Source organism: Ruegeria sp. CDSC021, assembly GCF_059610845.1.
In genome coordinates this window covers 58,501-82,296 of sequence record NZ_JBXWOK010000009.1, presented here as the reverse complement: position 1 = coordinate 82,296, position 23,796 = coordinate 58,501, and the positions used below count along the sequence as shown (strand labels likewise).

The window sequence follows — 23,796 nt, the reverse complement described above, 5'->3', positions numbered from 1 at the left end:
CTGATTCAGCGGAGACCTCAGGATGGTTGATCTTCCAAACAAAGCCCGAGTTGTCATCATCGGCGGCGGCGTCATCGGATGCTCGGTTGCCTATCATCTGACCAAGAAAGGTTGGAGCGATGTTGTGCTGCTTGAACGCAAGCAGTTGACCAGCGGCACCACATGGCATGCGGCGGGTCTGATCGCTCAGCTGCGGGCCTCGTCCAACATGACCAAACTGGCAAAATACACGCAGGAGCTTTACGGCGCGCTGGAAGAGGAAACCGGCGTGTCCACCGGGCTTAGACGCTGTGGATCGATTACCGTGGCACTGACTGAGGAACGCCGTGAAGAGATCTATCGCCTGGCTGCCATGGCACGTGCCTTTGGCGTTGAGGTCGAAGAGATTTCCAATGAGCGCGTCAAGGAAATGTATCCGCATCTGAATGTCGAAGACGTCAAGGGCGCGGTCTATCTTCCGCTGGACGGGCAGGGTGACCCGGCCAATATCGCGCTGGCCCTGGCCAAGGGCGCACGGCAACGCGGTGCCATTACCAAGGAACGGGTGAAGGTCACCGACATCACCAAACAGGGCCGTACCGTGACGGGCGTGGACTGGGTTGCCGATGACGGCAGCGGCTCGGGCCATATCGAATGTGATATGGTGGTGAACTGCGCCGGCATGTGGGGGCATGAGGTCGGCCGGATGGCCGGTGTGAACGTCCCGCTGCACGCCTGCGAACATTTCTACATCGTCACCGAAGGCATTGACGGACTTTCGCAACTGCCGGTTCTGCGAGTGCCGGATGAATGCGCCTATTACAAGGAAGATGCCGGTAAAATCCTGCTGGGCGCGTTTGAGCCTAATGCCAAACCTTGGGCGATGAAGGGCATCCCGGACAGTTTCGAATTCGATCAGCTGCCCGAAGATTTTGATCATTTTGAGCCCATTCTAGAAGCGGCGTGTAACCGGATGCCGATGTTGGCCGAGGCGGGCATTCATACCTTTTTCAACGGCCCTGAATCCTTTACTCCGGATGACGCTTATCATCTGGGTCTCGCGCCCGAGATGGACAATGTCTGGGTCGCGGCGGGCTTCAACTCGATCGGCATTCAATCTGCGGGCGGTGCGGGCATGGCGCTGGCGGAATGGATGGATAGCGGCGAGAAACCGTTTGATCTGGGCGATGTGGATATCAGCCGGATGCAGCCGTTTCAGGGCAATAAGCAATACCTGTTTCAGCGTTCGAAAGAGACGCTGGGCCTGCTTTATGCCGACCACTACCCCTATCGCCAGAAAGCCACTGCGCGCGGTGTTCGGCGCACCCCGTTCCATCACCATCTGAAAGAGCAGGGCGCGGTGTTTGGTGAACTGGCGGGCTGGGAGCGTGCAAACTGGTACGCAAATCCGGGGCAGGAGCGCGAATACCAGTACAGTTGGAAACGTCAGAACTGGTTCGAGAACTCAGCTGCTGAACACCGCGCGGTGCGCGAGAATGTGGGCATGTACGACATGTCTTCTTTTGGCAAGATTCGCGTTGAAGGACCGGATGCCGAGGCGTTCATGAACTATATCGGGGGCGGCGATTATTCGGTGCCGAACGGCAAGATCGTCTATACCCAGTTCCTGAACCGCACCGGCGGGATCGAGGCGGATGTGACGGTGACCCGTCTGACCGAGACCGCCTATCTGGTCGTGACCCCGGCGGCGACGCGGCTGGCGGATCAGACCTGGATGATGCGCCATGTGGGTAGCTTCAACGTGGTCATAACCGATGTCACCGCTGGCGAAGGCGTTTTGGCCGTGATGGGCCCCAATGCGCGCGCTTTGCTGGAAAAGGTCTCGCCGGCGGATTTCTCGAACGCGACCAACCCCTTTGGCACCGCACAAGAGATTGAGATTGGCATGGGCCTGGCCCGCGCTCATCGGGTGACCTATGTGGGCGAGCTGGGATGGGAGATCTACATGTCCGCCGATATGGCGGGCCATGTGTTCGAGACGCTGCATGAGGCGGGTCAGGACATGGACCTGAAACTCTGTGGCATGCACATGATGGACAGTTGCCGGATCGAAAAGGGCTTTCGCCATTTTGGTCATGACATCACGTGCGAGGACAACGTCGTGGATGCCGGGCTTGGTTTTGCGGTCAAGGTGGACAAAGGCTGTGACTTTATCGGGCGCGAGGCAGTGATTGCCCGCAAGGAAAGCGGGCCGAAAAGCCGCCTGGTTCAGTTCCGCCTGACCGACCCGGAACCGCTGTTGTTCCATAATGAACCGATCGTGCGGGACGGGGAATATGTCGGCTATCTCAGCTCGGGCAATTATGGTCATACTTTGGGTGGCGCTATCGGTATGGGCTATGTGCCCTGCGAGGGTGAGAAGGCGGCGGATGTTCTGGGGTCAACCTATGAGATCGACGTGTGCGGCGTGAAGGTAAAGGCCGAGGCGTCGTTGAAACCGATGTACGATCCGAAATCCGAACGCGTCAAAGTGTAATCAAATTGTCGGAGCGCTGCGGCGCTCCGGCTTTGTTCTGGTCTCACATATCAAATATCCTGATGGGCCGCTTCACAGTTTTCGCGGTTCCCAAGCATGTCTGGATTACCGTAAAGACGACCGGTACCCCCCGGAGACCTGCAATGGCCAACGCAACACCCGCACAGAATGCCGATACGCCAAAAGGCCTTGTTCTGGCGGTTACGGCTTATGTTTTGTGGGGGTTTTTGCCTTTATACATGAAGGCGGTGGCCCATATCGGACCGGTTGAGATCGTAGCGCATCGGATCATCTGGTCTGTACCCGTTGCCGGACTATTGCTGATCGCACTGGGGCGGACGCGGGATCTGAAGTCAGCTTTGCGCGATCCCAAGATGCTGGGCATGGCCTGTCTGACGGCTGCATTGATATCGGTGAACTGGGCGATCTATGTCTGGGCCATAGCCAGTGGGCATGCGCTGGACGCAGCGCTGGGCTATTACATAAATCCGCTGTTCAGTATCGCGCTGGGCGCGGTGCTGCTGCGCGAACCTTTGAACCGGACGCAGCTGATTGCTGTTGGGTTGGCCGCAGCCGGGGTGGTGGTTCTTGTTGTAGAGGCCGGAAGCCTGCCTTGGGCGGCGCTGGGGCTTATGTTCAGCTGGGGGTTCTACGCCTTCTTCAAACGCTCACTCCCCATCGGGCCAAATCAGGGGTTCTTGCTGGAAGTGCTGATCCTGCTGATCCCCGCATTGGTTTATGTGACTTGGCTGGGGGTCAACGGGACGGGGCATTTCGGGCTGGTCGCAACCGACACCATGCTGCTGGCCGGGGCAGGGGTGGTGACCGCAGTGCCGTTGCTGATCTATGCCAATGGTGCCAAACTGGTGCGCCTGTCGACGATGGGCATCCTGCAATACATCGCGCCGACCATGATTTTTGTGACTGCCATCGCGGTTTTTGGAGAGCAGATTGACCGCGGCCGTATGATTGCGTTTCCGCTGATCTGGGCCGCACTTGTGGTCTACTCGATCCCGATGATCCGGCAGATACGGGCTCAGGCCTGACGCAACAATTCGGCGGCCCCCTGCGCCCAGATCGCATAGGCTTTGGGGCTGGGATGATAGCCGTCCGGTGCGGCCAACGCCGGGTCATCGGGTAAATCAATGGACAGATGGCGGATTTGCGGGAAGCCGGTCGCAATCTGTTGCAGGCCTTGGTCCAGGCGGGCTGCCTGACGCCCCAGCACCCAGGCAAGCGGTTGCGGCAAGGCGGGAAACCGACCCATCTGGGGAACGGCCGTTACAATGACACGCCGGGCTCCAAGCTGGTCGGTGATCAGGTGCATCAGACGGGATTGGTGTTCGACAAACCGCTTTTTAGTGACGCCACGGGTGACGTCATTGACGCCAAGCGCCGTAATGGCGGCATCAAATTGATCTGTCAGACCGTCAAGGCGTTTCAGTGTATCCAGCGTTGTATGCCCTGTCATAGCCTCGAGCCGCCATTCGACACTGTGGCTTTTTGCTAGCTGTGCGACCAACTGCCCGGACAAAGCCTGCGCCTGGGTGCCAGCGCCAACACCTGCTGCCGAGCTGTCGCCTGCGATTAGCAACCGCAAACGCGGGCCGCGCCCTTCACGGCCTTCGCGCGGCCCGGTCGGTTCGGGCAGGAACCGCGCCTTTCGTCGAACTGAAATCCCCTGTGCCGCCAATAGTGGCAACAGCGGTAATCTCAGAAACTGATCAGCTCCGATCCGGGCAGGCTTGGTCAACCCAAAGCGTCCCTGAAATTGATAAAGCGAGGGTCTTTTGCCACGCGTGCCATCATCTCGGTGCGCAGGGCTGCAATGGTTTTAAGTGGGCGCATGACCACTTCGAACTTTTCGATCAAGCCTTCATCATTCAGCCGGATCAAGTCCACACCAACCGCATCCAGATCACCAACCTTGCACTGAAATTCCAGCGCCCAGTCTTTGCCTTCACCCATGATCCGACGATAGCTGAAGTCCGAGAATACCTGCCCCACATGCCCCAGCAGAGCCGCCACGGGTTCGCGCCCGGCCCAGGTGCTGTAGTAGGTCGGCGGCAGAAAACGCACGTCTTCTGCCAGAAACTCGTGAATCAGACTTTCATCGCCTTTTGTGATGACATCTTTCAGTTGTTCGATTGTCGGGTGCATGGTTTCTCCTCCGAGTTGTCGCATGATTTGCTGAACTATTCAGTTCAGGCAAGCGCGACGTTGCGGGAGGTTGTCGCTTGCGATAGGCAGACCCGCATGAGCGAGACCTACGATCCCCCGAAAACACCGCTGGATGTGCTGCACGAAGATGCGCATCTGATTGTGGTGAACAAGCCCTCGGGGCTTTTGTCCGTACCGGGTCGCGGAGAGCATCTGGCCGATTGTCTGCTGACCCGTGTGCAGGCGGCGTTTCCGCAGGCGCTGCTTGTGCATCGGTTGGACCGCGATACCTCGGGCGTGATGGTTTTTGCCCAGACGCCCCATGCGCAGCGCAATCTGAGCATGCAATTTGAACAGCGTCAGACTCGCAAGACCTATATCGCCCGCGTCTGGGGTCTGGTCGAGGAAAAGACCGGAACCGTTGATCTGCCGTTGATTGTCGACTGGCCCAATCGGCCGCTGCAAATGGTGTGCCATGAGACCGGCAAACCTGCGGTGACGGATTGGCGTGTGGTCAAATACGAAGGCAACACCACCCGCATACGCCTGTTCCCGAAAACCGGACGCTCGCACCAGCTGAGGGTTCACATGCTGGCGCTGGGCCATCCGATTTTGGGTGATCCGTTCTACGCAAAAGGTGAGGCACGGGCCTTTCCGCGCCTCATGCTGCATTCCGAGGAATTGCGCCTGAAAAGCCCCGATAGCGGGACGTCGATGAAGTTTCGCGCCAAGGCCGGGTTCTAGGCTCAGGCGGGATTGGTCCAAAGCAGCTTGAGATTGCCCAACGAAAACCGTCTGGTGCGTTTCTTTGGGGCGCAGGGCTGGCGGCTGGCCATGATCTCGCGTTCGATTTCAAAGGCGCGCAGGGTATGGTCCTGGGACCAGCGTCCCAGTTGCAGTGTCATCATTACGTGATTGTCGAGGCTGGGCATCAGTAATCTCCTGTGAATTGTTGAACCAGCATCCCGCATCACTCCTGACAGCGCGTTGTCAGGGGGGTGTGCTAAGGTGTCAGCAGAGAAACCGGAGTTTGCCATGCGCCGTTCGTCCCGCCTGTTTGAAATCATCCAGATTCTGCGTGCCGCCGACGCTCCGGTTACCGCTGAGATGCTGGCGCAAAAGCTCGAAGTCTCGGTGCGCACGGTGTATCGCGACATCGCGGCACTGCAGGCCCAACGCACACCGATCGAGGGCGAAGCCGGCGTCGGGTATCTGATGCGGCGGGGCTATGACTTGCCACCACTGAACTTCGACGCTGAAGAGGTCGAGGCGCTTTGGGTCGGTCTGTCAATGCTGGCACGGACCGGCGACAGTACCCTGCAGGAGGCCGCCAAACGCATTTGCCGGAAAATAGAAGGCCTGCGCGCAAGTCCCGACTGGTTGCAGGTCGCGCCTTGGGGGGCTCCGGTTGATGATCCGGCCAAGGGCTGTATCCCGGTCGTGAATTACCGCGAAGCCATCCGGGACGAGCGCAAGCTTCGCCTCACATATGTCAGCTCGCAAGACGTTCGCTCCGAACGGGTCGTCCGTCCGGTTGCCCTGATCTATCATATCGAGTGCACGATGCTGGTTGCGTGGTGCGAATTGCGCAACGGTTTTCGCCATTTTCGGACCGATCGCGTCTGGGCCTGCGAAATGGTTGACGATCATTTCTGCGGCCAAGGGCAGCCGCTGCGGGAGATCTGGCAGGAGCAGAACCAATGGGGTTCCCCTGCCGAGGCCCATTGAACGGCGGGTATTCGCCGATATCACCTGATTGTTGCTTGAGCCTGCGGGGGGGCAGGGCGATATACTGTGCCAAATAATGGGACCCGGCAAACGGGCCTCTGAGCAGAAGGTGATATCATGACGATTTCCAAGCTTGTTGTTTCTGCTGGGCTTTGCTCGGCCTTGTTCTTGGCGGGCTGCACCGACCCCGGAACGCTGAACTTGCCCTCGGACCCCAATCAAAATACCAAACAGGGTGCGCTTTTGGGTGGGTTGGTTGGTGCCGGTGTCGGGGCCATTGCGAACGACTCGGATCCGCTTTTGGGTGCGCTGGCTGGTGGTGCAATCGGTGCGGCAGGTGGCGGCCTTATCGGCAATCAACTGGACCGTCAGGCGGCTGAGTTGCGCCAGCAGCTGGCAAATGACGGCATCACAATCGTCAACGCGGGCGACCGCCTGATTGTTACCGTCCCCAACGACATCACCTTTGACACCGACAGCTCGACCGTACGGCCTGCATTGCGTTCTGATTTGGTCCGGGTGGGTCAGAATTTGGTGAGATATCCCAACTCGGCCGTTCAGGTCATTGGCCATACGGATAGTGATGGCGAAGCCTCTTATAATCAGGCCCTATCTGAGCGTCGGGCTAGGTCCGTGGCGGATGTTCTGCAAGCCAATGGTGTGAACGGGGCCCGTATCAGCACCATCGGTTTGGGTGAGAACCGACCTGCGGCCTCGAATCTCACACCCGAAGGGAAGGCGCGGAATCGTCGGGTTGATATCGAAATCATCCCCAACGGCAACACCTGATGTGACCGGGCACCGTCAAGGTGCCCGTTTTTGCACATTGACTGCGCGTCAAGTGGGCTTTGGCTGGCGGTGATCAGGAGCTACCTTCTGGAAAACGCCTGAACGGAGACCTTTATGTCCGAACCGATCCTTCTGAGCCTGTCAGGTTCGCTGCGCCAAAATGCCACCAACCGAAAACTGCTTCGCGAGGCGGCGCGGCTGTTTGAGCCGGGCACCCATATCGAGGCTGACCTGAACTTGCCGCTCTATGACGGCGATCTTGAAGAAGGCGAGGGCATCCCCAAGGGCGTTCAGGTTTTGGCCGGTCAGATCGCCCGTGCGGATGCGGTGATCATTTCGACGCCGGAATATAACAAAGCGCCGTCCGGCGTGTTGAAGAATGCGCTGGATTGGGTAAGTCGCACCAAGGATAAGCCCTGGGCGAACAAGCCGGTTGCGGTGATGTCTGCCGCTGCGGGTCGTGCCGGCGGGGAACGTGCACAGATGATACTGCGCAGCTATATGGTTCCGTTCCAGACGCGCATCTTGCAAGGGCCGGAAATTCATCTGGCCGACAGTTCGAACGAATTCGACGCGCAGGGCAAGCTGGTTAACGAACGCTATGAAAACGCCCTTCGGACCTTGATGAGGAACTTGCGGTCAGAGGCCGGTTTCTGAAACTGCCGGTTTGCTTGCCCGTATGGGGCAGGCCGCCTAATCTTGCGCTATGTCGATGGAAATTCAGACAGATGTGATGGACGCAGCCCGTGCTGGCGCGTTGCAGATGGCGCTTGGGAAACAGGCAACTGTGAGGGGCGGCACTGCGTTGCCGCCGTTCTTTCATCACCTGTACTTCTGGACTCCGCAGCCACCCGGCCAACTTGGGCGCGACGGACATCCCAAAGTCGGGGGCCTGATCCCCGATATGGGCTTACCCCGCAGAATGTGGGCAGGCGGACGCTTGGAGTTTTTCGCGCCTCTGATAGCAGGTCAGTTAGCCGAACGGCGATCGCTATGTGAAAGTTCGAGTTCGAAATCGGGACGCACCGGCCCCTTGGGCTTTGTCACGTTGCGCCACGAGGTTTGGCAGAGCGGTGCGCTGCGCCTGACCGAATGGCAGGATCTGGTTTACCGCCAAGACCCCTCGGCAGATACGGCCACCCCTCCGGCACCACTGGCCAGGCAGGATGAAACCGAACATCGCGAGCTGTCCTTCGACAGCACAATGCTGTTTCGCTACTCGGCCCTGACATTTAACGGACACCGCATTCACTATGACATCGACTATGCCCGTGATGTCGAAGGATATGCCGGGCTGGTCGTGCATGGCCCGCTTTTGGCGCAGCACCTGATGTTGTTTGCGGAAGATGTGATGGGCCCATTGGCGCAGTTTTCTTTCCGCGCAACCTCGGCATTGATGCATTTCGAAACTGCGAGCCTGTGCCGGAGGGGCAATACCCTGTGGGTGCGTGCGGCAGACGGGCGCCAATGTATGATTGCCGAAGCCTCAGCCTAAATGTTTCTGCATGGTAATCGAGGTCGCCCGGGTGAACCCGGGATGCGCCGTTTCCGCCGTTTTGACAAAGCCCATCCGGGCAAAGGAGGCATGGTTTTCGACCAATTCGACCCGTGCCTTCAGTTCCAGCGTCGCAAAACCTATTTCAACCGCCCGCGCGGATGCCAGATCGACCAGACGCTGTGCCAGCCCCTGACCACGTCGGGTTTCGTCCACAGCCAGTTTGCTCAGATACAGACAGTCCTGTTTGGGTGTCAAAAAGACGACCGCATCCGGGCGATTGCCTATGATCCAAACCTCGTGGTCGCGGGCCTGTTGCCTAAGCGTTTCCTCGGTCAGGCGATGCATTGACGAGGGCGGGTCTATACGCCCCTCCATGAATGCAAAGCTGTGGCGGATCAGGCGTAACACCTGTGGCAATATCGGATCGTCCGGTTGCAGGCGAACTGGGGTGTCGTCGAGGGAGGTCACAAAGAAGCCTCGGGTTGAAAATCTGCGGGGATTTCATCGCGTCCTTCAAGCACCAGTTCGGCCATGACTTCTGCCACTTTGGGCGCCATACCAAAGCCGATCTTGAACCCTCCATTCGCGATGAATTCTCCGGCGTGCAGCGGATGCGCACCCAACATCGGCGCACGGCTTTTGCTGCGGGGTCGAATCCCGGCCCAGCGTTCGATCACTTCGGCACCGTGTAGGACCGGAACCGCCCGCGTGGCCCGGTCCAGGACATCATCCAGCGCAGCATCGGTGCTGGTTGGGTCGTCATAGTCCCGTTCCGAGGTCGATCCGATGGCCAAAGTACCATCTGCATGCGGGACAATGTGAAAGGCATCTGCAAACAGCTGGGAGACGTCCCCGGCATCGAACCGCAGCAAAGCCGCCTGTCCCTTGACGCCATTGCCGACCGTTTTGCCAAAGGCGTCGTTCAGTTCTAGCAGGCCAGAAAGCCCAGTGGCGTGAATGATCTGCCCTAGATTGGCCGCATCGGTTTTGACCTCAACCCCCATCACTGCCAGCGCCGAAACCAGTGCAGAACATGCCCGCCTTGGGTGCATCCGGGCGCTAAGCGTGTCGTGGATCACAAAGCCGGTAGGGCTGGGAGGACACCACGACCCGACCTCATCCATTGCAACAACGCGCCATTCGGCCCGCCCCTGCCAAAGCTCCGCGGCGGTGACCGTACGTGCATGGGCCAGATCCAGCGTGCGGCTATCTGCGATGGGCTGCAGCCTACCCAACCGGGCATATCCGGCTGAGACGCCTCCGGTCGCCTCAACCTGTTTCCAGAAGGGTTCGGCCATGATCAGGCTTTCGAATTGAAAAGCTTTCTTGGCATTCCAGTTCTCGGGCACATGCGGGGCCAAAGCCCCGACCAGACCGCCGCTGGACCCGGCACCGGGGCCAAAAGGATCTATGACCTGAACTTTTGCGCCGCGTCTAGCGCAGGCCCAGGCGATCGAAAGGCCAAAAATGCCCGCGCCTCGCACCGTCACATCGACCATTGCCATTCCCCTTTTCCTTGTTCAGTGTCGCGCCGCTTAGCTACAGGATTCCCCGATGGCAGACCAGCGCGCCGAACTGACCTGGAAAGACGGGCAGATACCTGTCTCAGGCCGTTTCGACGACCCCTATTTCTCGTTGCAGAACGGGCTGGAGGAGACGCGGCATGTGTTTTTGGCGGGCAATGACCTGCCCGCGCGGTTTGCGCCGGGGTTTCATATTGCCGAGCTTGGTTTTGGCACCGGCCTGAACTTGCTGACTGTCTGGTCCGAATGGGAAAAGGCTGGCCAAACGACCCCGCTGACATTCACCAGTTTCGAAGCCTATCCAATGGCGCCAGACGACATGACGCGTGCTCTGGCCGCCTTTCCTGAGTTGTCCCCTTGGGCCGACCGGTTCCTGTCCCAATGGCAGGGCGGTACCTGCGATCTGGGCACCCTGCAGCTTGAGGTTATCGAGGGCGACGCGCGGTCCACCCTGTCCGCATGGTCGGGGCAGGCCGATGCCTGGTTTCTGGACGGGTTCTCTCCGGCCAAGAACCCCGAACTTTGGGGCGCAGAGCTGATGCAGCAGGTATCCGATCACACGGCGCTCAATGGCTCTGCGGCTACCTATACCGCCGCCGGGTTCGTCCGGCGCGGGCTCGAGGACGCAGGGTTCACCGTCACCCGCGCACCGGGCTATGGGCGCAAGCGCCACATGACTCGGGCGGTCAAGCCTTGACCCAACAGAACAACACCCGCGCCGGTATCGCGCTGATGATCGCGGCTACCGTGGTGTTTGCGCTGCAGGACGGTATCTCGCGCCATCTGGCCGGGACTTATAACACCTATATGGTCGTGATGATCCGCTATTGGTTCTTCGCTGCGTTTGTCGTCGCTCAGGCGCTGCGCGCACCCGGCGGTATCGCGGCCACGGCCCGCACCAACCAGCTTGGGCTGCAGATCCTGCGCGGGGTGCTTCTGGCCGGAGAGATCTGCGTCGCGGTTTATGCCTTTACCATCCTGGGCCTGATTGAAAGCCAGGCCGTTTTCATCTGCTATCCGCTGCTGGTGGCGGCGCTCAGCGGACCCGTTCTGGGCGAGAAGGTCGGCTGGCGTCGGTGGTCAGCCATCGGCGTGGGGTGTATTGGTGTTCTGATCATTTTGCAGCCCGGGGTGGGAGTGTTCAATCCGTGGGCGGTGATCCCGTTGATCTCGGCCCTGATGTTTGCCGTCTATGGCCTGCTGACCCGCTATGCGGCGCGGCGCGACACTACCGCCACCAGTTTTTTCTGGACCGGCATCGCCGGGGCGGTTGCCATGACGGCCGTGGGCGTGTGGTTTTGGGAGCCTATGCAGGGCGGTGACTGGCTTTGGATGGGCCTGCTCTGCCTGACCGGAGTTCTGGGACATTGGTTGTTGATTAAGTGCTACGAAATGGCCGAGGCAAGCGCCGTGCAGCCCTTTGCCTATTTTCACCTGATGTGGAGCGCCATTCTGGGAATCTCGGTCTTTGGTGAAAGCTTGCGACCCGCGGTTGTTGCAGGGGCCACATTGGTTATTGCCGCCGGACTGTTCACCTTATGGCGCGAACGACGCCAGAGTTGACCCGATCAGTTCTTCGGAAAATGGCACCGGCAACGCCTGCTGCCCCAACCGTGCGCGATACACAGGCAGGCTTTCGGCGACGCGCATGACATAGTTGCGGGTCTCGCTAAAGGGTATGAATTCGATCCAGTCGACGATATCGGCCTCACCCCGGCGCGGGTCGCCATTGCGTTTCATCCACGAGATCGGCCTGCCCGGTCCGGCATTATACCCCGCCGCCATCATCACCACATTGCCGTTGAATTCTGCTGCCAGCTCGGACAGGTAATTCGCCCCCAATTTGGCGTTATATCGCCAGTCCGAAGTCAGTTTTCCGGTTTGGTGGCTGCTTAGAATGCCCATGTTCCGGGCCACAACTTTCGCCGTCGCGGGCATTACCTGCATAAGCCCGCGCGCGCCCGCGCCGCTGATGACAACCGGGTCAAACTCGCTTTCGCGCCGGGCGATTGCTAGCGTCATTTCCTTTGCCATAGGTAGGCCTAGATCTGCCACCGGATGAACCGGGTAATACGCGGCGGGCAGAACAACGCCGGTGGTCGCGGCGCGCTTGGCGATCATCACCGCCAGATGTGGTTCGTTCAGTTCGATGACCAGATCGCCCAGTTGGCTTGCCTGAACGGGGTCGAGCCCCTCAACCAGATGGGTCAGGAACCGCTCGGATAGGTTTGCCTCACCTGCGCGCAACAGCAATAGCCCCGCTTCCAGAACGCTGGAATCGGCAAACTCCGCTTGTTTCCAGTGCGGTGCCCTTCGCGGGTTTGCCAGATCGCTGTCGAAGGGGCGCCCTATCCGTTCGGCGGCAAGAAGCCCGTAGAACGAGGTCTGGTGATCAGCACCCATGGCATAGGCCTCATAAGCCTTTTCCGCATCCCCCTGCGCGGCATAGGCCCGACCCAGCCAATACCCGCCGCGTCCCTTGGAAATCGGTGACTGCACCGCGCCCGAGAAGTTTTGGAAATGCCGTACAGCCGTTGCGGGATCATTCAACCGACGCAGGGCAAGGAACCCGGAAAGCCATTCGAGATCGGCATAGGCATAGCCCATGTCCGGCGTCATATGGTGACTAGAGGCAATCTTGTATGCGCGGCTCATATCACCGTTGCGCATCTCAAGCCGGGCCAACCGGCGACGGCCCTCGGCCCATTTGTCTGGCTCGCCCAGAGCATCCGGGCTGGATGACCGCGCCAGCATCAGATCAATCGCACTGTCATCCAGTTCCTTTTTGTCTCGCCAGACAAAGCGGTCAAAGGCAAGCCCCGCCGATCCGGCCACGGAATCGGGAACCGCCCCTACTTTGGCATCAACACCCGGCGCACGTTTTTGCAATGCAATCCGCGCCTCGGCCAGCTTGCGCTGATCGTCATTCACCAATGGCAGCATTTGTCCTGCGCTGATCAGATGACCGTCCCACAGCATCCGGTCCAGCCGCGCCGCGTGGTGGGGTTTCAGCAATGTTTCAAAGTTCTCGATATAGTCTTTCTGCAGGCCCGATCCCATCGGCATCGTACGCCAGGCGGTGACGATATCCGCCTGCGCATCACCCTGCCGTCCCTTAGCCTTCAGCGCTACGGCGAAATTCAGCGCCCCTTCCGCCGTTTGCGGGGCAATGTCGGCGTAGAATTTCAACACCCGGTCCGGGTCCGCCCCGGTAAAGGCGGGTTCGCTTTCGCGCCGTAACCATGCCAGCCCCGGCCAATCCGGCCTGCGGTTCAGAAATACCAGCACATCGCCCGAGCTTCCGAACCCCTCGCGCAGCCAATGCCATACGATGATGTCACGTGACACAGATCCGCGCGGGCCTGCCTCTTGCAGCGCTGCGTTCCAATCGCCCTTTCGCATTTCATACATGCCAGCGCGCAGATCGCCCACCGAGTCGGCTTGGGCCGGCCCGAAGGATGCCAGAATCACCGCTGTCAAAAGCGCCAGAACGCGTGTCATGCCTTGCATTTCCCAACCAACCAAGGATAGAGCCATTTAGGATAAACCTTGCGCCGGCGGGATCAACACACATTGCTAGGAATGTGATTGCCCAAGGCGCAAAAATTGCTAACCGCACAGCAAGGAGCGTGTCATGTTCAAAGGCTCGATGCCAGCCCTCGTTACCCCGTTTTCGAATGGCGAGTTGGATCTGGGCACGCTCAAACGTTTGGTGGAATGGCAAATTCAGGAAGGCTCGACCGGTTTGGTGCCGGTGGGGACCACCGGTGAAAGCCCAACCCTAAGCCATGAAGAACACGAAACGGTGGTGGCAGAAGTTGTCAATGCCGCAGCCGGTCGTGTCCCGGTGATCGCTGGTGCGGGCTCGAACAACACTGTCGAGGCGATCCGATTCGTTCAATTTGCGCAGCAAGTCGGCGCGAATGCCGCTCTGGTGGTGACCCCGTATTACAACAAGCCGACCCAGAAGGGCCTAATTCAGCATTTCCGCACCCTACATGATTGTGCCGATATTCCGATCATCATCTACAACATTCCAGGCCGTTCCGTCATCGACATGACTCCCCAGACGATGGGTGAGCTGGCCGAGTTGCCAAGGATCGTTGGGGTTAAAGACGCAACCGGAGATTTGGGGCGTGTCAGCCAACAGCGCGCCTCTTGCGGGCCTGAGTTTTGCCAACTGTCGGGCGAAGACGCCACGGCGCTGGGTTTCAATGCGCATGGTGGTGTGGGCTGTATCTCGGTCACGGCGAATGTTGCGCCCAAGCTCTGTGCCGAATTCCAGCAGGCCACCCTGCAGGGGGATTATGCCAAAGCGCTGACTTATCAGGACCGCCTGATGCCTCTGCATGAGGCGATCTTTATCGAACCCGGTCTGGTCGGGGCCAAATACGCCCTCAGCAAGCTGGGCCTATGCAGCGAAGAAGTTCGCTCGCCCCTGACCACGTTGGACGACAGCACCAAAACTACTATCGACGCAGCCATGAACCACGCAGGTCTGCTGTAACCAGGGGTGTTCTTGGCCTGATCCGATCTTCATCTGGCCAAAAATACCTCGGGGGATGAATTGGCCTGTCTGGGCCAAGAAGGGGGCTGGCCCCCTTCTTTACCGTTTGCCGTAATACAGACCCACGACATGCTCGGCCTGCGCAAAGAACAGCCAGCGCGAAACTGCAACGCCTGCCACATGCGACAGCGCAGCCAGAAGAGCGAAGAAGTGGTTGAACGGCAGGATCAGCAGGATGACCGGCAATAGGAAGGCCAGCACAAACGAGATGACCCGCAATTTGTCCGCATGTTTCCTGCCAACCACGTGGACAAATTCGCGCAGAAGATAGTTTGTACCTGTATGTGGAGGCTCAAACGCACGCACTGCCCCGCGCTGCCCCAAACCCGTAGCGGTGCCAAGGTTTGTTCCTGAGTTCGCAAATGCCTTATCCCCTTGCCACCAGTAAAATGTCTGCGCAACGGCAGCGACCACCAACAGAGGGACGGCAAGGCTGACCTGACCGGCCAGAAGCGAGCCACCGGCAAGGCTGAAGCTCAGAAACATGATTGGTGTCAGTTTCATGTTCCAACGTGGGATTGTCTTGAGCTGGGTGTAGATCATTGAGGTGGTGAAAACTGTTGCCAGCGAAAACAACGCGCCAAGGACGCCCAGAACACCCCAACGCTGTCCAAAGAAGACGGCGCCCAGCGCGTAGAAGCCCAGAAGAATCAAGGCGATCACTGCGCACCAACCCTCACGGCTGAGCCAGCTTGACCGCCATTGGGTGAATGCTTTCCACGCACGTTCAGGATGGCCCAGGTGAAAGGTCGAGGCCATCAGCCCGCCCACCGACAGGCCAAAGGCCATGGCATAGAATACGAAGGCCACCCACCCGGTGACATCCGGCATCCCAAGGCCCAGAAAAAACAGCAGCCCAAAGCCCAGACCGGACAAGGTAGTGAAGATAATGACAGATGGGGCCGGATGCATCAGAGCTTCTCCAGTGTCTTGTCGAGCCAACCCAGAAAGCCCTTGGGCTCTTCGGCTACCGGGGCCAGAAGGGGCGCGAGAATGTCGACCTGGTCCTCGATCTGATCTTTAGGGCGAGGTGGCAGGTATTTGTTAACGGGCTTGGTGCCCATTTCAGGCATCAGATCCATGCCACCACGTTCGGCGACCAATTTGCTGACATCGCTATCTGCGTCGCCCAGATCACCGAAATGGCGGGCTCCGGCGGGGCAGGTCCGCACACAGGATGGCACGCGGTCCACTTCGGGTATGTTCTCGTTATAGATGCGATCCACGCAGAGGGTGCATTTCTTCATCACGCCCTCGGCCATATCCATCTCACGCGCGCCGTAAGGGCAGGACCAGGCGCAAAGCCCGCAGCCGATACAGTCGCTTTCATTGACCAATACGATACCGTCCTCGACCCGCTTATAGCTGGCCCCGGTGGGGCAGACGGTGACGCAGGGCGCGTCCTCGCAATGGAGGCAGGATTTGGGGAAGTGGATCAGCTGGGCGTGACCCTGTTCGGGTTGGACCTCGTAGGAATGTACCCGGTTTAGGAAGGTGCCGGACGGGTTGCCGCCATAAGCGTCCTGATCCGACAGGGGCGCCCCGTAGTTTTCGGTGTTCCAGCCTTTGCAGGATATCACACAGGCATGGCAGCCGACACAGGTGTCCAGGTCGATGACCAGACCCATTTTCTTGTCTGTGGATTGGGGGAGCTGGGTCATTTTCCTACCTTCCACGCCAGATCTTTTGGTCCGGTGCCGACCGGTGATTTGATCGGTTTGAATTCGGGCTGGCTTTCTGCATCCGAAGGTGGCGCCGCCTTTTCGATCCTGACCTTCAGGTCGAACCAAGCCGCCTGACCTGTAATCGGATCAGAATTGGCCCAGCGCATTCCATCGCCTTTTGACGGCAGCAGTTCGTGGATCAGGTGGTTCAGCAAAAAGCCTTTGGTGGCCTCTGGTGCGTCTTCCTGCAGGGCCCAAGCACCTTTGCGTTTGCCGATGGCATTCCAAGTCCAGACAGTATTTTCATTCAGCGCGGCCATCTCCATGACCGGAACAGTAATTTCCCCGTGCGGAGACGTCACTTTGGCCCAGTCGCCGTCCTGCATCCCGTGTTCGCGCATCAGTTTGGTTGGCACATAAAGCGGGTTGCGCCCGTGTAGCTGGCGCAGCCAGGCGTTTTGGGTGCCCCATGAGTGATACATCGCCATCGGGCGCTGCGTCAGGGCATTGATTGTGAAACCTTCATTGCCCTGCTGATCGGTTTCGTACCAGATCGGCAGCGGGTCCATGGTGTCCTTGAGGCGCTGGCGCAGATTTTCCGGCGGTTGCCGGTCCCCGTGGCCTTCGGCGGCCAGTTGGAACTTGCGCATCGGTTCTGAATAGAGCTGGAACAGATAGGGTTGCGGGCTGTCGTAGATACCCATCCCCACTGCCCAATCCTGATAGGCAGCGTTCCAGGGTTTGTAGTAATCCGCCCCTTCGGGGATATGCGCGACGTAGAAGCCGCCATTTTCGATGTAGCGATTTAGCTGGTCGGGGTTGACCTCGCCACGACCTTCTTTGTCGCCATTTTCGCCTCGAAACCCGGCCAGCGGGCCAATACCGGGTTTTCGCTGATGGTTAACGATATAGTCAGCGTAGTCTTTCCACTTCGGCGTACCGTCTTCGTTGGTAAAGCCTGGCAAGCTCATGCGGTTGGCCAGTTCCACCAGCACCGACTGAAAGCCTCGCACGTCGCGGTCGGGCTCGATCACCGGCCAGCGGATTGCGTCGGCGGCGGCGTCTGCCTCGCAGATCGGGCGGTCGAGCAGCGAGATACAGTCGTGCCGTTCAAGATAGGTGGTGTCGGGCAGGATCAAGTCGGCATAGGCCACCATTTCCGAGGAATAGGCATCGGAATAGATGATGTTTGGGATGACGTATTTGCCGTCTTCGGTCTTGGCGGTCAGCATCTCCATCACACCTTTAGTGTTCATGGAGGAGTTCCACGACATATTCGCCATATACATGAACAGCGTGTCGATCTTGTAGGGATCACCGGCGGCGGCGTTTGAGATTACCATATGCATCAGCCCATGGGCTGACATCGGGTTTTCCCATGTGAATGCTTTGTCGATCCGTTGGGGAGTGCCGCAGTCGTCCAGCAACAGGTCTTCGGGCCCGCGGGGGAAGCCTAGATGGGGGCCTTCCAGGGGTCTGCCGGGGCGGCGGTCGCCATGCGGGGTAGGGTGCGCCTCGACTGGTTTGGGATAGGGCGGTTTGAAGCGGAAACCGCCCGGAACTTCGACCGTGCCGAGGATGATCTGCAGCACGTGCAGCGCGCGGCAGGTCTGGAACCCGTTGGCATGGGCCGAGATGCCACGCATGGCGTGGAAGCTGACCGGGCGACCGATCATCTTAGCATGGGATTCGCCGCGGAAATCGGTCCATTCCTGATCCAACTCGATCGCCTCGTCAAAGGCGACGCGGGCGATTTCCGCCGCGATGGCGCGAATGCGACTGGCCGGGATGCCACAGCGGTCAGCCACGGCCTCAGGGGCGTGCTCGTCGCTTAGGTATTTCTCGGCCATCAGGTGGAAAACCGGGCGATGGGTGACGCCGTCCTTTTCGTAAGTAGCCGACAAGTCCGGGCGCACGCCCGGCTTGTCGAACGCAGTGAGTTCGCCTGTGGCCCGGTCGATCACCAGCGGTTTGCCGTCACTATCGCGCAAGAACAGACCCTTCTCGGGGCCTTCGGATGCGTTCACCAGAACAGGCGCGTTGGTATAACGGCTGAGGTAATCCAGGTCGATCTTGCCCGCCTTCATCAACACATGGATCAGCGATAGGATGAATAACCCATCGGTGCCGGGGGTGATCCCGACCCAGTCATCGGCCACAGCGTTATAGCCTGATCGGATCGGGTTCACACCGATCACCCGTGCGCCGCGTGCCTTGATCTTGCCGATCCCCATCTTGATCGGGTTGCTGTCGTGGTCTTCGGCCACGCCGAACAGCATGAACAGTTTGGTGTGGTCCCAGTCGGGCTGGCCAAACTCCCAAAACGCACCGCCCATCGTATAGATGCCCCCTGCTGCCATGTTGACGGAACAGAACCCGCCATGGGCGGCATAGTTTGGGGTTCCAAAATTCTGTGCCCAGAAGCTGGTGAAGCTTTGGCTTTGGTCGCGTCCGGTAAAGAAGGCCAGCTTGTGCGGTGCGGTTTCGTGCAACTCGTTCATCCAGCCGACGGCGGTGCTGATTGCCTCGTCCCATTCGATCTCGCGGAACTCGCCCGATCCGCGCGGGCCGACACGGCGCAGCGGTTTACGTAAGCGCGACGGCGCGTTGACCTGCATAATGCCCGCGGACCCTTTGGCGCACAGAACGCCTTTGTTCACTGGGTGGTCTCGGTTGCCCTCGATATAGGCGACCTTGCCGTCTTTCATGTGAACGTTGATGCCACAGCGGCAGGCGCACATGTAACAGGTGGTCTGCCGGATCTCGTCCGAGACTTTGGGCGAGGTGTCAATCACTGGCTGGTTCATAGGCGCCCCTGTAGTTTGCAGACCGGTATTCCCCCGAGTATTGCCGGGAACCGGAATAAAATTTGTTTTTCACGGACTTGTCGAGACTTATATTCCGTTTTCGCCATGTTGTGCTTGAACAGCAGTCACGGCGATCATGTGAAGGATGTCCTCTGCCGTACAGCCGCGCGATAGATCATTTGCCGGCTTGGCCAGGCCTTGTAGGACTGGCCCGATTGCCTCAACCCCTCCGATGCGCTGTGCGATCTTATAGCCCAGATTGCCCGCATTCAGGCTGGGGAAGACAAAGACATTTGCTTCGCCCTTCAGTGGCGAATCCGTCGCCTTTTGCGCCGCAACCTCGGGGACAAAGGCGGCATCGAACTGCAGCTCTCCGTCGATCAGAAGGTTCGGATCTTTTTCACGTGCGATCCGGGTTGCCTCGACGACCTTGGATACTTTTGGGTGTTCGGCGCTTCCCGAGGTGGAAAAAGACAGCATCGCCACACGCGCCGTGTTTCCAGTCAAAGCTGAATAGGATGCGGCTGATGCGCGGGCAATTTCCGCCATTTCTTCGGCGTTTGGATCCACCACCAGGCCACAATCGGCAAAGATGCGCGCGCCTTTGACCTCGTGATGATCCTGACAGAACAGCATGAGAAAAAAGCTGGATACCATTGTTGTACCCGGCGCTGTTCCGATGATCTGCAACGCCGCGCGAACTGTGTCAGAGGTGGTTTCAACCGCTCCGCCCACGGTGCCGTCAGCGATACCCTGATGCACCAGCATGGCGGCAAAGGTCAGCCTGTTGGTGATCTGTTGCACTGCCTCTTCAAGGGTCATGCCCTTGTGCTTGCGGCGATTAAACAGCGCTTCAGCCAGTTCCGGGGTGATTGAGGAATGCGCCGGGTCAAGAATGTCTATCCGAGTGGGATCAAATCCTTCATGCGCATCCAGAAGGGCCGAAATTTTGGCCCCGTCGCCGATCAAGATGATCCGTGCAACGTCCTCTTTTACGGCCCTGACCGCACCTTCCACGACGCGGGGATCATCGCCCTCTGACAGGGCGATGATCTTGTCCGACGCGCTGGCCGTCCCGAGAATGGCGCGCAGCGGTTTCACGCGGATTATACCCCCGCCTGCGGTTCCATGTCGTCATTGCTGATGCCTGCCACCGCGACCGGTTTCTTCATTGCGTCCCGACGGAAGGGCTCGCCCAGTTCCTGGTTGATCATGGCTTCGATCAGCGTGGTGATCCCATTCTTCTGATCCTCAATGGCCTGATTCAGGGCTGCAGTCAGCTCGTCCTGTGTGCGGGCCACGACACCTTTCAGGCCACAGGCCTGAGCGATACCGGCATAGGACACTTTGGTGTCCAGTTCGGTTCCGACAAAGTTGTCGTCGAACCACAGGGTCGAGTTGCGCTTTTCAGCACCCCACTGATAGTTGCGGAAAACGATCTGGGTGACTGCGGGCCATTCATCGCGGCCGATTGCGGTCAGTTCGGTTACAGCAATACCAAAGGCGCCGTCACCCGAGAACCCAACGACAGGCACATCCGGGCAACCGATCTTGGCACCCATGACAGATGGCAATCCGTATCCACAGGGGCCGAACAGCCCGGGGGCAAGATATTTGCGGCCCGCTTCAAAGGATGGGTAGGCGTTGCCGATGGCACAGTTATTGCCGATGTCGGACGAGATGATCGCCTCTTTCGGCAGGGCTGCCTGAATGGCGCGCCACGCCATGCGCGGGCTCATCCAGTCGGGCTTGGCTGCTCGGGCGCGTTCGTTCCAGGTTGTGCCCGGATCGTCCTGCTCGTGGTCCATCGAAGTCAGTTCCTGCGCCCAGCGTGACTTGGTTTCCGCGATTTTCGCTTTGCGTGCATCGCGTCCTTCGTCACCTGCGGTGTCTGACAGCTGTGCCAGGATATTGGTTGCAACAGTGGCTGCGTCGCCAACAATACCGACAGATACCTTCTTGGTCAGGCCAATGCGGTCGGGGTTAATGTCAACCTGAATGATCTTTGCATTCGCCGGCCAGTATTCCATACCATAGCCAGGAAGAGTCGAGAACGGGTTCAGGCGAGTGCCGAGACACAGAACCACGTCTGCTTCTTTTATCAGCTCCATAGCGGCTTTCGAGCCATTGTAACCCAGCGGGCCAGCAAACAGCGGGTGCGAGCCCGGGAAGGCGTCATTGTGCTGGTAGCCAACACAAACCGGGGCGTCCAGACGCTCGGCCAGTGCTTTCGAGGCTTCGATGCCGCCCGCAGACAGAACCGTGCCCGCTCCGTTCAGGATGACAGGGTTCTTGGCATCCGACAGCAGCGCGGCGGCTTCGGTAACGGCTGATGCGCCGCCAGAAGGCAGTTCAAATTCAACTACGGCAGGCAGTTCGATATCGACAACCTGAGTGAAGAAATCACGTGGAACATTGATCTGTGCCGGTGCCGAGGCGCGCTTGGCCTTGGTGATAACGCGGCTCAGAACTTCGGCCATCCGCGAAGGGTCGCGTACTTCTTCCTGGTAGCAGACGCAGTCCGCGAACATGCGCATTTGTTCCATCTCTTGGAAACCGCCCTGACCCATGGTCTTGTTTGCGGCCTGAGGGGTCACAAGCAGCAACGGGGTGTGGTTCCAGTAGGCGGTTTTGACGGCAGTAACAAAGTTGGTGATCCCCGGTCCGTTCTGCGCGATCATCATCGACATTTTGCCGGTGGCGCGTGTGTACCCGTCAGCCATCATCCCGCCCGAGCCTTCGTGTGCGCAATCCCAGAACGTAATGCCAGCTTTTCCAAAAATATCCGAGATCGGCATCATCGCCGAACCGATGATCCCAAACGCATGCTCGATCCCGTGCATCTGCAGAACTTTTACAAAGGCCTCTTCGGTGGTCATTTTCATCTGATTTGTCTCCGCGGATTTGTGGATGAAGCCGGACGATCAGCCCAGCCTTTGGGTACGGTTGTGGCCCAAGGGACGGAATGGCGTTAGGTCCAAAACGAAATGCGGATTAGGTCCAGACGCGGGCTACTGCGTTTGGATGGCATCCGCGATCAGCTTCACGCCCGGAGCGATGCGGTCGGGCGCGATGGATGAGTATCCGAGCCGATAGAAGTTCTGTGGCCTATCCGGCCCTGCGAAAAACGGTGTACCAGGCTCGATGTGAACGCTTTGGTTTTGCAGGCTGCGTGCCAGCTGGGACATGTCGACATGTTCGGGGGCGGACATCCACATCGAAGATCCGCCCATCACACCGCGCCCCGCCACCGACAGCCCGTATTCGTCGATAGCCTTGTCCATTGCCTCCCGCCGCTTGGACAGCTCTTTGGACATGCGCCTGATCTGTGCATCGTAATGTCCCAGAGACAGAAAATACGCTGCCGTGCGCTGAATGTGGCCCGGCGGGTGGCGCAGCACCAAAGAGCGCAGCGCGCGCGCCTCGCGGATAAACGGCTCGGATCCAACCATGTAACCAAGGCGCAATCCAGGGAACAGCGATTTTGAGAAGCTGCCCACATAGATGACACGTCCATCCCGGTCCATGGACTTCAGCGCGGGTGAGGGCGCCCCCAGAAACGCCATTTCGAATTCATAGTCATCCTCGACCACCATTGCGTCCAGATCCCGGGCACGATCCAAAAGTTGGCGGCGACGGGTGATCGGCATGGTTGCGGTTGTCGGGCTCTGATGGCTGGGCGTGGTGAAGATGACATCCGTTTCATCGGGCAGCGCCTCGGGTGGCAGGCCATCCTTGTCCACGCCAATGGGCACGACCGCGCAGTCCCAATGGTTCAACAGGCTGCGCAGCGCATAGTAACAGGGGTCTTCGATGACGGCGGTGTGATTGTGAGTCAGCAGAATGCGCGACGCCAGCCAAAGTGCGTTCTGCGCCCCCAGTGTGATCAATATTTCTTCGGGGCGGGCCGAGATTCCACGGCGGGGCAGAGTGTGGCGGGCGATGAACTCGATCAGCAGCGGATCGTCCTGATCGACATAGTCGCGGGTCAGCGATTCGAAATCCTTGTGCCCCAATGCCCGCACTGCACATAGCCGCCAGTTGGCATGATCGAACAGGGTTCGGTCCGCCTGACCATAGATAAAAGGATAGGTATAGTCCCGCCAATTCCAGGGCTTGGGCAACACATCCGAATCTACAAACCGGCGGGCCAGCGCCTTGTCCCAATCCACGGTCTCAGTGCCCCGTTGGATGGGCGTGTATTTAGGCGGTACTGGCGCATTTTCCGACACATAATACCCAGATCGGCCCCGGGCGGTCAGGTAGTCATTGGCCAACAGCTCGGTATAAGCCAATGTCACGGTGATCCGGCTGACACCCAGATGCGTGGCCAGTTTACGCGACGAGGGCAGTTTTTCTCCGACATGGAAACGGCCTGACAGGATGCCTTCTGCAATCATCTGCTGAATCTGGGCCTGCAAGGTGCCTTGCCCATTCAGCTCTAGAAAGAACGTATCAACTGATATCCCCATAAGACCTTATAGAGTGGCCTTATTGATTGAGCAATCTGGACTCACGCTCTTTTCACGAATTCTGATCAGAATTTGTTGACGGTAGCTTTCAATATCTCTATATAACTAGAAA

The 23,796-nt window shown here is 59.0% G+C and carries 22 protein-coding genes; 10 read left to right on the top strand and 12 right to left on the bottom strand.

Annotation, left to right across the window (positions count from 1 at the left end):
* Positions 1-22 precede the first annotated feature (22 nt).
* The gene (locus tag AC2FGB_RS14340) at positions 23-2,476 is read left to right on the top strand and encodes a GcvT family protein (protein ID WP_496694156.1); all 2,454 of its coding nucleotides are present in this window, start codon (positions 23-25) and stop codon (positions 2,474-2,476) included.
* Between the two features lie 143 nt (positions 2,477-2,619).
* Positions 2,620-3,522 carry an EamA family transporter RarD gene (gene rarD, locus AC2FGB_RS14335; RefSeq protein WP_496694155.1) on the top strand — a complete coding sequence of 301 codons (903 nt, stop codon included), beginning with the start codon at positions 2,620-2,622 and terminating at the stop codon, positions 3,520-3,522.
* Here rarD and AC2FGB_RS14330 read toward each other — a convergent pair.
* Together AC2FGB_RS14330 and AC2FGB_RS14325 are read right to left on the bottom strand one after the other, a co-directional pair.
* On the bottom strand, positions 3,513-4,229 hold the full coding sequence (locus AC2FGB_RS14330) for an SGNH/GDSL hydrolase family protein (RefSeq protein ID WP_496694154.1): 717 nt from the start codon (positions 4,227-4,229) through the stop codon (positions 3,513-3,515). The genes rarD and AC2FGB_RS14330 overlap by 10 nt on opposite strands.
* A complete protein-coding gene (locus AC2FGB_RS14325) occupies positions 4,226-4,636 on the bottom strand; it encodes a nuclear transport factor 2 family protein (RefSeq protein ID WP_496689915.1) in 411 nt (136 codons plus the stop codon). Before AC2FGB_RS14325 ends, AC2FGB_RS14330 begins: the two co-directional genes overlap by 4 nt.
* Here AC2FGB_RS14325 and AC2FGB_RS14320 point away from each other — a divergent pair.
* Positions 4,574-5,380, top strand: a complete 807-nt coding sequence (locus AC2FGB_RS14320; protein ID WP_496689914.1) for an RluA family pseudouridine synthase — start codon at positions 4,574-4,576, stop codon at positions 5,378-5,380. The genes AC2FGB_RS14325 and AC2FGB_RS14320 overlap by 63 nt on opposite strands.
* A gap of 2 nt (positions 5,381-5,382) precedes the next feature.
* Here AC2FGB_RS14320 and AC2FGB_RS14315 read toward each other — a convergent pair whose 3' ends face one another.
* The gene (locus AC2FGB_RS14315) at positions 5,383-5,568 is read right to left on the bottom strand and encodes a hypothetical protein (protein WP_142637040.1); all 186 of its coding nucleotides are present in this window, start codon (positions 5,566-5,568) and stop codon (positions 5,383-5,385) included.
* Positions 5,569-5,671: 103 nt separating this feature from the next.
* On the opposite strand from AC2FGB_RS14315, the gene AC2FGB_RS14310 reads away from it, so the two are divergent.
* The 4 genes from AC2FGB_RS14310 to AC2FGB_RS14295 all read left to right on the top strand — a co-directional run bounded on the left by AC2FGB_RS14310 (position 5,672) and on the right by AC2FGB_RS14295 (position 8,648).
* The gene (locus AC2FGB_RS14310; protein ID WP_271949714.1) at positions 5,672-6,364 is read left to right on the top strand and encodes a helix-turn-helix transcriptional regulator; all 693 of its coding nucleotides are present in this window, start codon (positions 5,672-5,674) and stop codon (positions 6,362-6,364) included.
* Positions 6,365-6,481: 117 nt separating this feature from the next.
* Positions 6,482-7,153: a YiaD family glycine zipper/OmpA-like lipoprotein gene (locus AC2FGB_RS14305; protein WP_142637036.1), complete on the top strand. Its 672-nt coding sequence runs from the start codon at positions 6,482-6,484 to the stop codon at positions 7,151-7,153.
* Positions 7,154-7,267: 114 nt separating this feature from the next.
* Positions 7,268-7,810 carry an NADPH-dependent FMN reductase gene (locus AC2FGB_RS14300; protein WP_142637034.1) on the top strand — a complete coding sequence of 181 codons (543 nt, stop codon included), beginning with the start codon at positions 7,268-7,270 and terminating at the stop codon, positions 7,808-7,810.
* A gap of 49 nt (positions 7,811-7,859) precedes the next feature.
* Complete coding sequence (locus AC2FGB_RS14295) at positions 7,860-8,648, top strand: HTD2 family dehydratase (protein ID WP_281995405.1); 789 nt, start codon at positions 7,860-7,862, stop codon at positions 8,646-8,648.
* Here the strand turns inward: AC2FGB_RS14295 and AC2FGB_RS14290 are convergent.
* Together AC2FGB_RS14290 and AC2FGB_RS14285 are read right to left on the bottom strand one after the other, a co-directional pair.
* On the bottom strand, positions 8,640-9,119 hold the full coding sequence (locus AC2FGB_RS14290) for a GNAT family N-acetyltransferase (protein ID WP_271949719.1): 480 nt from the start codon (positions 9,117-9,119) through the stop codon (positions 8,640-8,642). The two genes, AC2FGB_RS14295 and AC2FGB_RS14290, sit on opposite strands and share 9 nt — an antisense overlap.
* Positions 9,116-10,156: an NAD(P)/FAD-dependent oxidoreductase gene (locus tag AC2FGB_RS14285; RefSeq protein ID WP_496694153.1), complete on the bottom strand. Its 1,041-nt coding sequence runs from the start codon at positions 10,154-10,156 to the stop codon at positions 9,116-9,118. The genes AC2FGB_RS14290 and AC2FGB_RS14285 overlap by 4 nt, the downstream gene beginning before the upstream one ends.
* Before the next feature lie 49 nt (positions 10,157-10,205).
* Between AC2FGB_RS14285 and mnmC2 the strand changes: the two genes are divergently transcribed.
* Both mnmC2 and AC2FGB_RS14275 read left to right on the top strand, forming a co-directional pair.
* A complete protein-coding gene (gene mnmC2 / locus AC2FGB_RS14280) occupies positions 10,206-10,871 on the top strand; it encodes a tRNA (5-methylaminomethyl-2-thiouridine)(34)-methyltransferase MnmC2 (RefSeq protein WP_496694152.1) in 666 nt (221 codons plus the stop codon).
* On the top strand, positions 10,868-11,737 hold the full coding sequence (locus AC2FGB_RS14275; RefSeq protein ID WP_496694151.1) for a DMT family transporter: 870 nt from the start codon (positions 10,868-10,870) through the stop codon (positions 11,735-11,737). The genes mnmC2 and AC2FGB_RS14275 overlap by 4 nt, the downstream gene beginning before the upstream one ends.
* Here the strand turns inward: AC2FGB_RS14275 and AC2FGB_RS14270 are convergent.
* Positions 11,711-13,675 carry a lytic transglycosylase domain-containing protein gene (locus AC2FGB_RS14270; RefSeq protein WP_142637260.1) on the bottom strand — a complete coding sequence of 655 codons (1,965 nt, stop codon included), beginning with the start codon at positions 13,673-13,675 and terminating at the stop codon, positions 11,711-11,713. The genes AC2FGB_RS14275 and AC2FGB_RS14270 overlap by 27 nt on opposite strands.
* Before the next feature lie 133 nt (positions 13,676-13,808).
* On the opposite strand from AC2FGB_RS14270, the gene dapA reads away from it, so the two are divergent.
* Positions 13,809-14,681 carry a 4-hydroxy-tetrahydrodipicolinate synthase gene (gene dapA / locus AC2FGB_RS14265; protein ID WP_142637014.1) on the top strand — a complete coding sequence of 291 codons (873 nt, stop codon included), beginning with the start codon at positions 13,809-13,811 and terminating at the stop codon, positions 14,679-14,681.
* Positions 14,682-14,780: 99 nt separating this feature from the next.
* Here dapA and AC2FGB_RS14260 read toward each other — a convergent pair whose 3' ends face one another.
* The 6 genes from AC2FGB_RS14260 to pdxR all read right to left on the bottom strand — a co-directional run bounded on the left by AC2FGB_RS14260 (position 14,781) and on the right by pdxR (position 23,684).
* A complete protein-coding gene (locus AC2FGB_RS14260) occupies positions 14,781-15,653 on the bottom strand; it encodes a dimethyl sulfoxide reductase anchor subunit family protein (protein WP_142637012.1) in 873 nt (290 codons plus the stop codon).
* On the bottom strand, positions 15,653-16,402 hold the full coding sequence (locus AC2FGB_RS14255; RefSeq protein WP_142637011.1) for a 4Fe-4S dicluster domain-containing protein: 750 nt from the start codon (positions 16,400-16,402) through the stop codon (positions 15,653-15,655). The genes AC2FGB_RS14260 and AC2FGB_RS14255 overlap by 1 nt, the downstream gene beginning before the upstream one ends.
* A complete protein-coding gene (locus tag AC2FGB_RS14250) occupies positions 16,399-19,212 on the bottom strand; it encodes a molybdopterin oxidoreductase family protein (RefSeq protein WP_496694150.1) in 2,814 nt (937 codons plus the stop codon). Before AC2FGB_RS14250 ends, AC2FGB_RS14255 begins: the two co-directional genes overlap by 4 nt.
* 87 nt (positions 19,213-19,299) lie before the next feature.
* The gene (gene pta, locus AC2FGB_RS14245) at positions 19,300-20,313 is read right to left on the bottom strand and encodes a phosphate acetyltransferase (protein WP_281995400.1); all 1,014 of its coding nucleotides are present in this window, start codon (positions 20,311-20,313) and stop codon (positions 19,300-19,302) included.
* A 5-nt stretch (positions 20,314-20,318) separates the two neighbouring features.
* The gene (gene xsc / locus AC2FGB_RS14240; protein ID WP_496689909.1) at positions 20,319-22,097 is read right to left on the bottom strand and encodes a sulfoacetaldehyde acetyltransferase; all 1,779 of its coding nucleotides are present in this window, start codon (positions 22,095-22,097) and stop codon (positions 20,319-20,321) included.
* A 126-nt stretch (positions 22,098-22,223) separates the two neighbouring features.
* Positions 22,224-23,684, bottom strand: coding sequence for a MocR-like pyridoxine biosynthesis transcription factor PdxR (gene pdxR, locus AC2FGB_RS14235; RefSeq protein WP_496694149.1), 1,461 nt, complete (start codon positions 23,682-23,684; stop codon positions 22,224-22,226).
* Positions 23,685-23,796 lie beyond the last annotated feature (112 nt).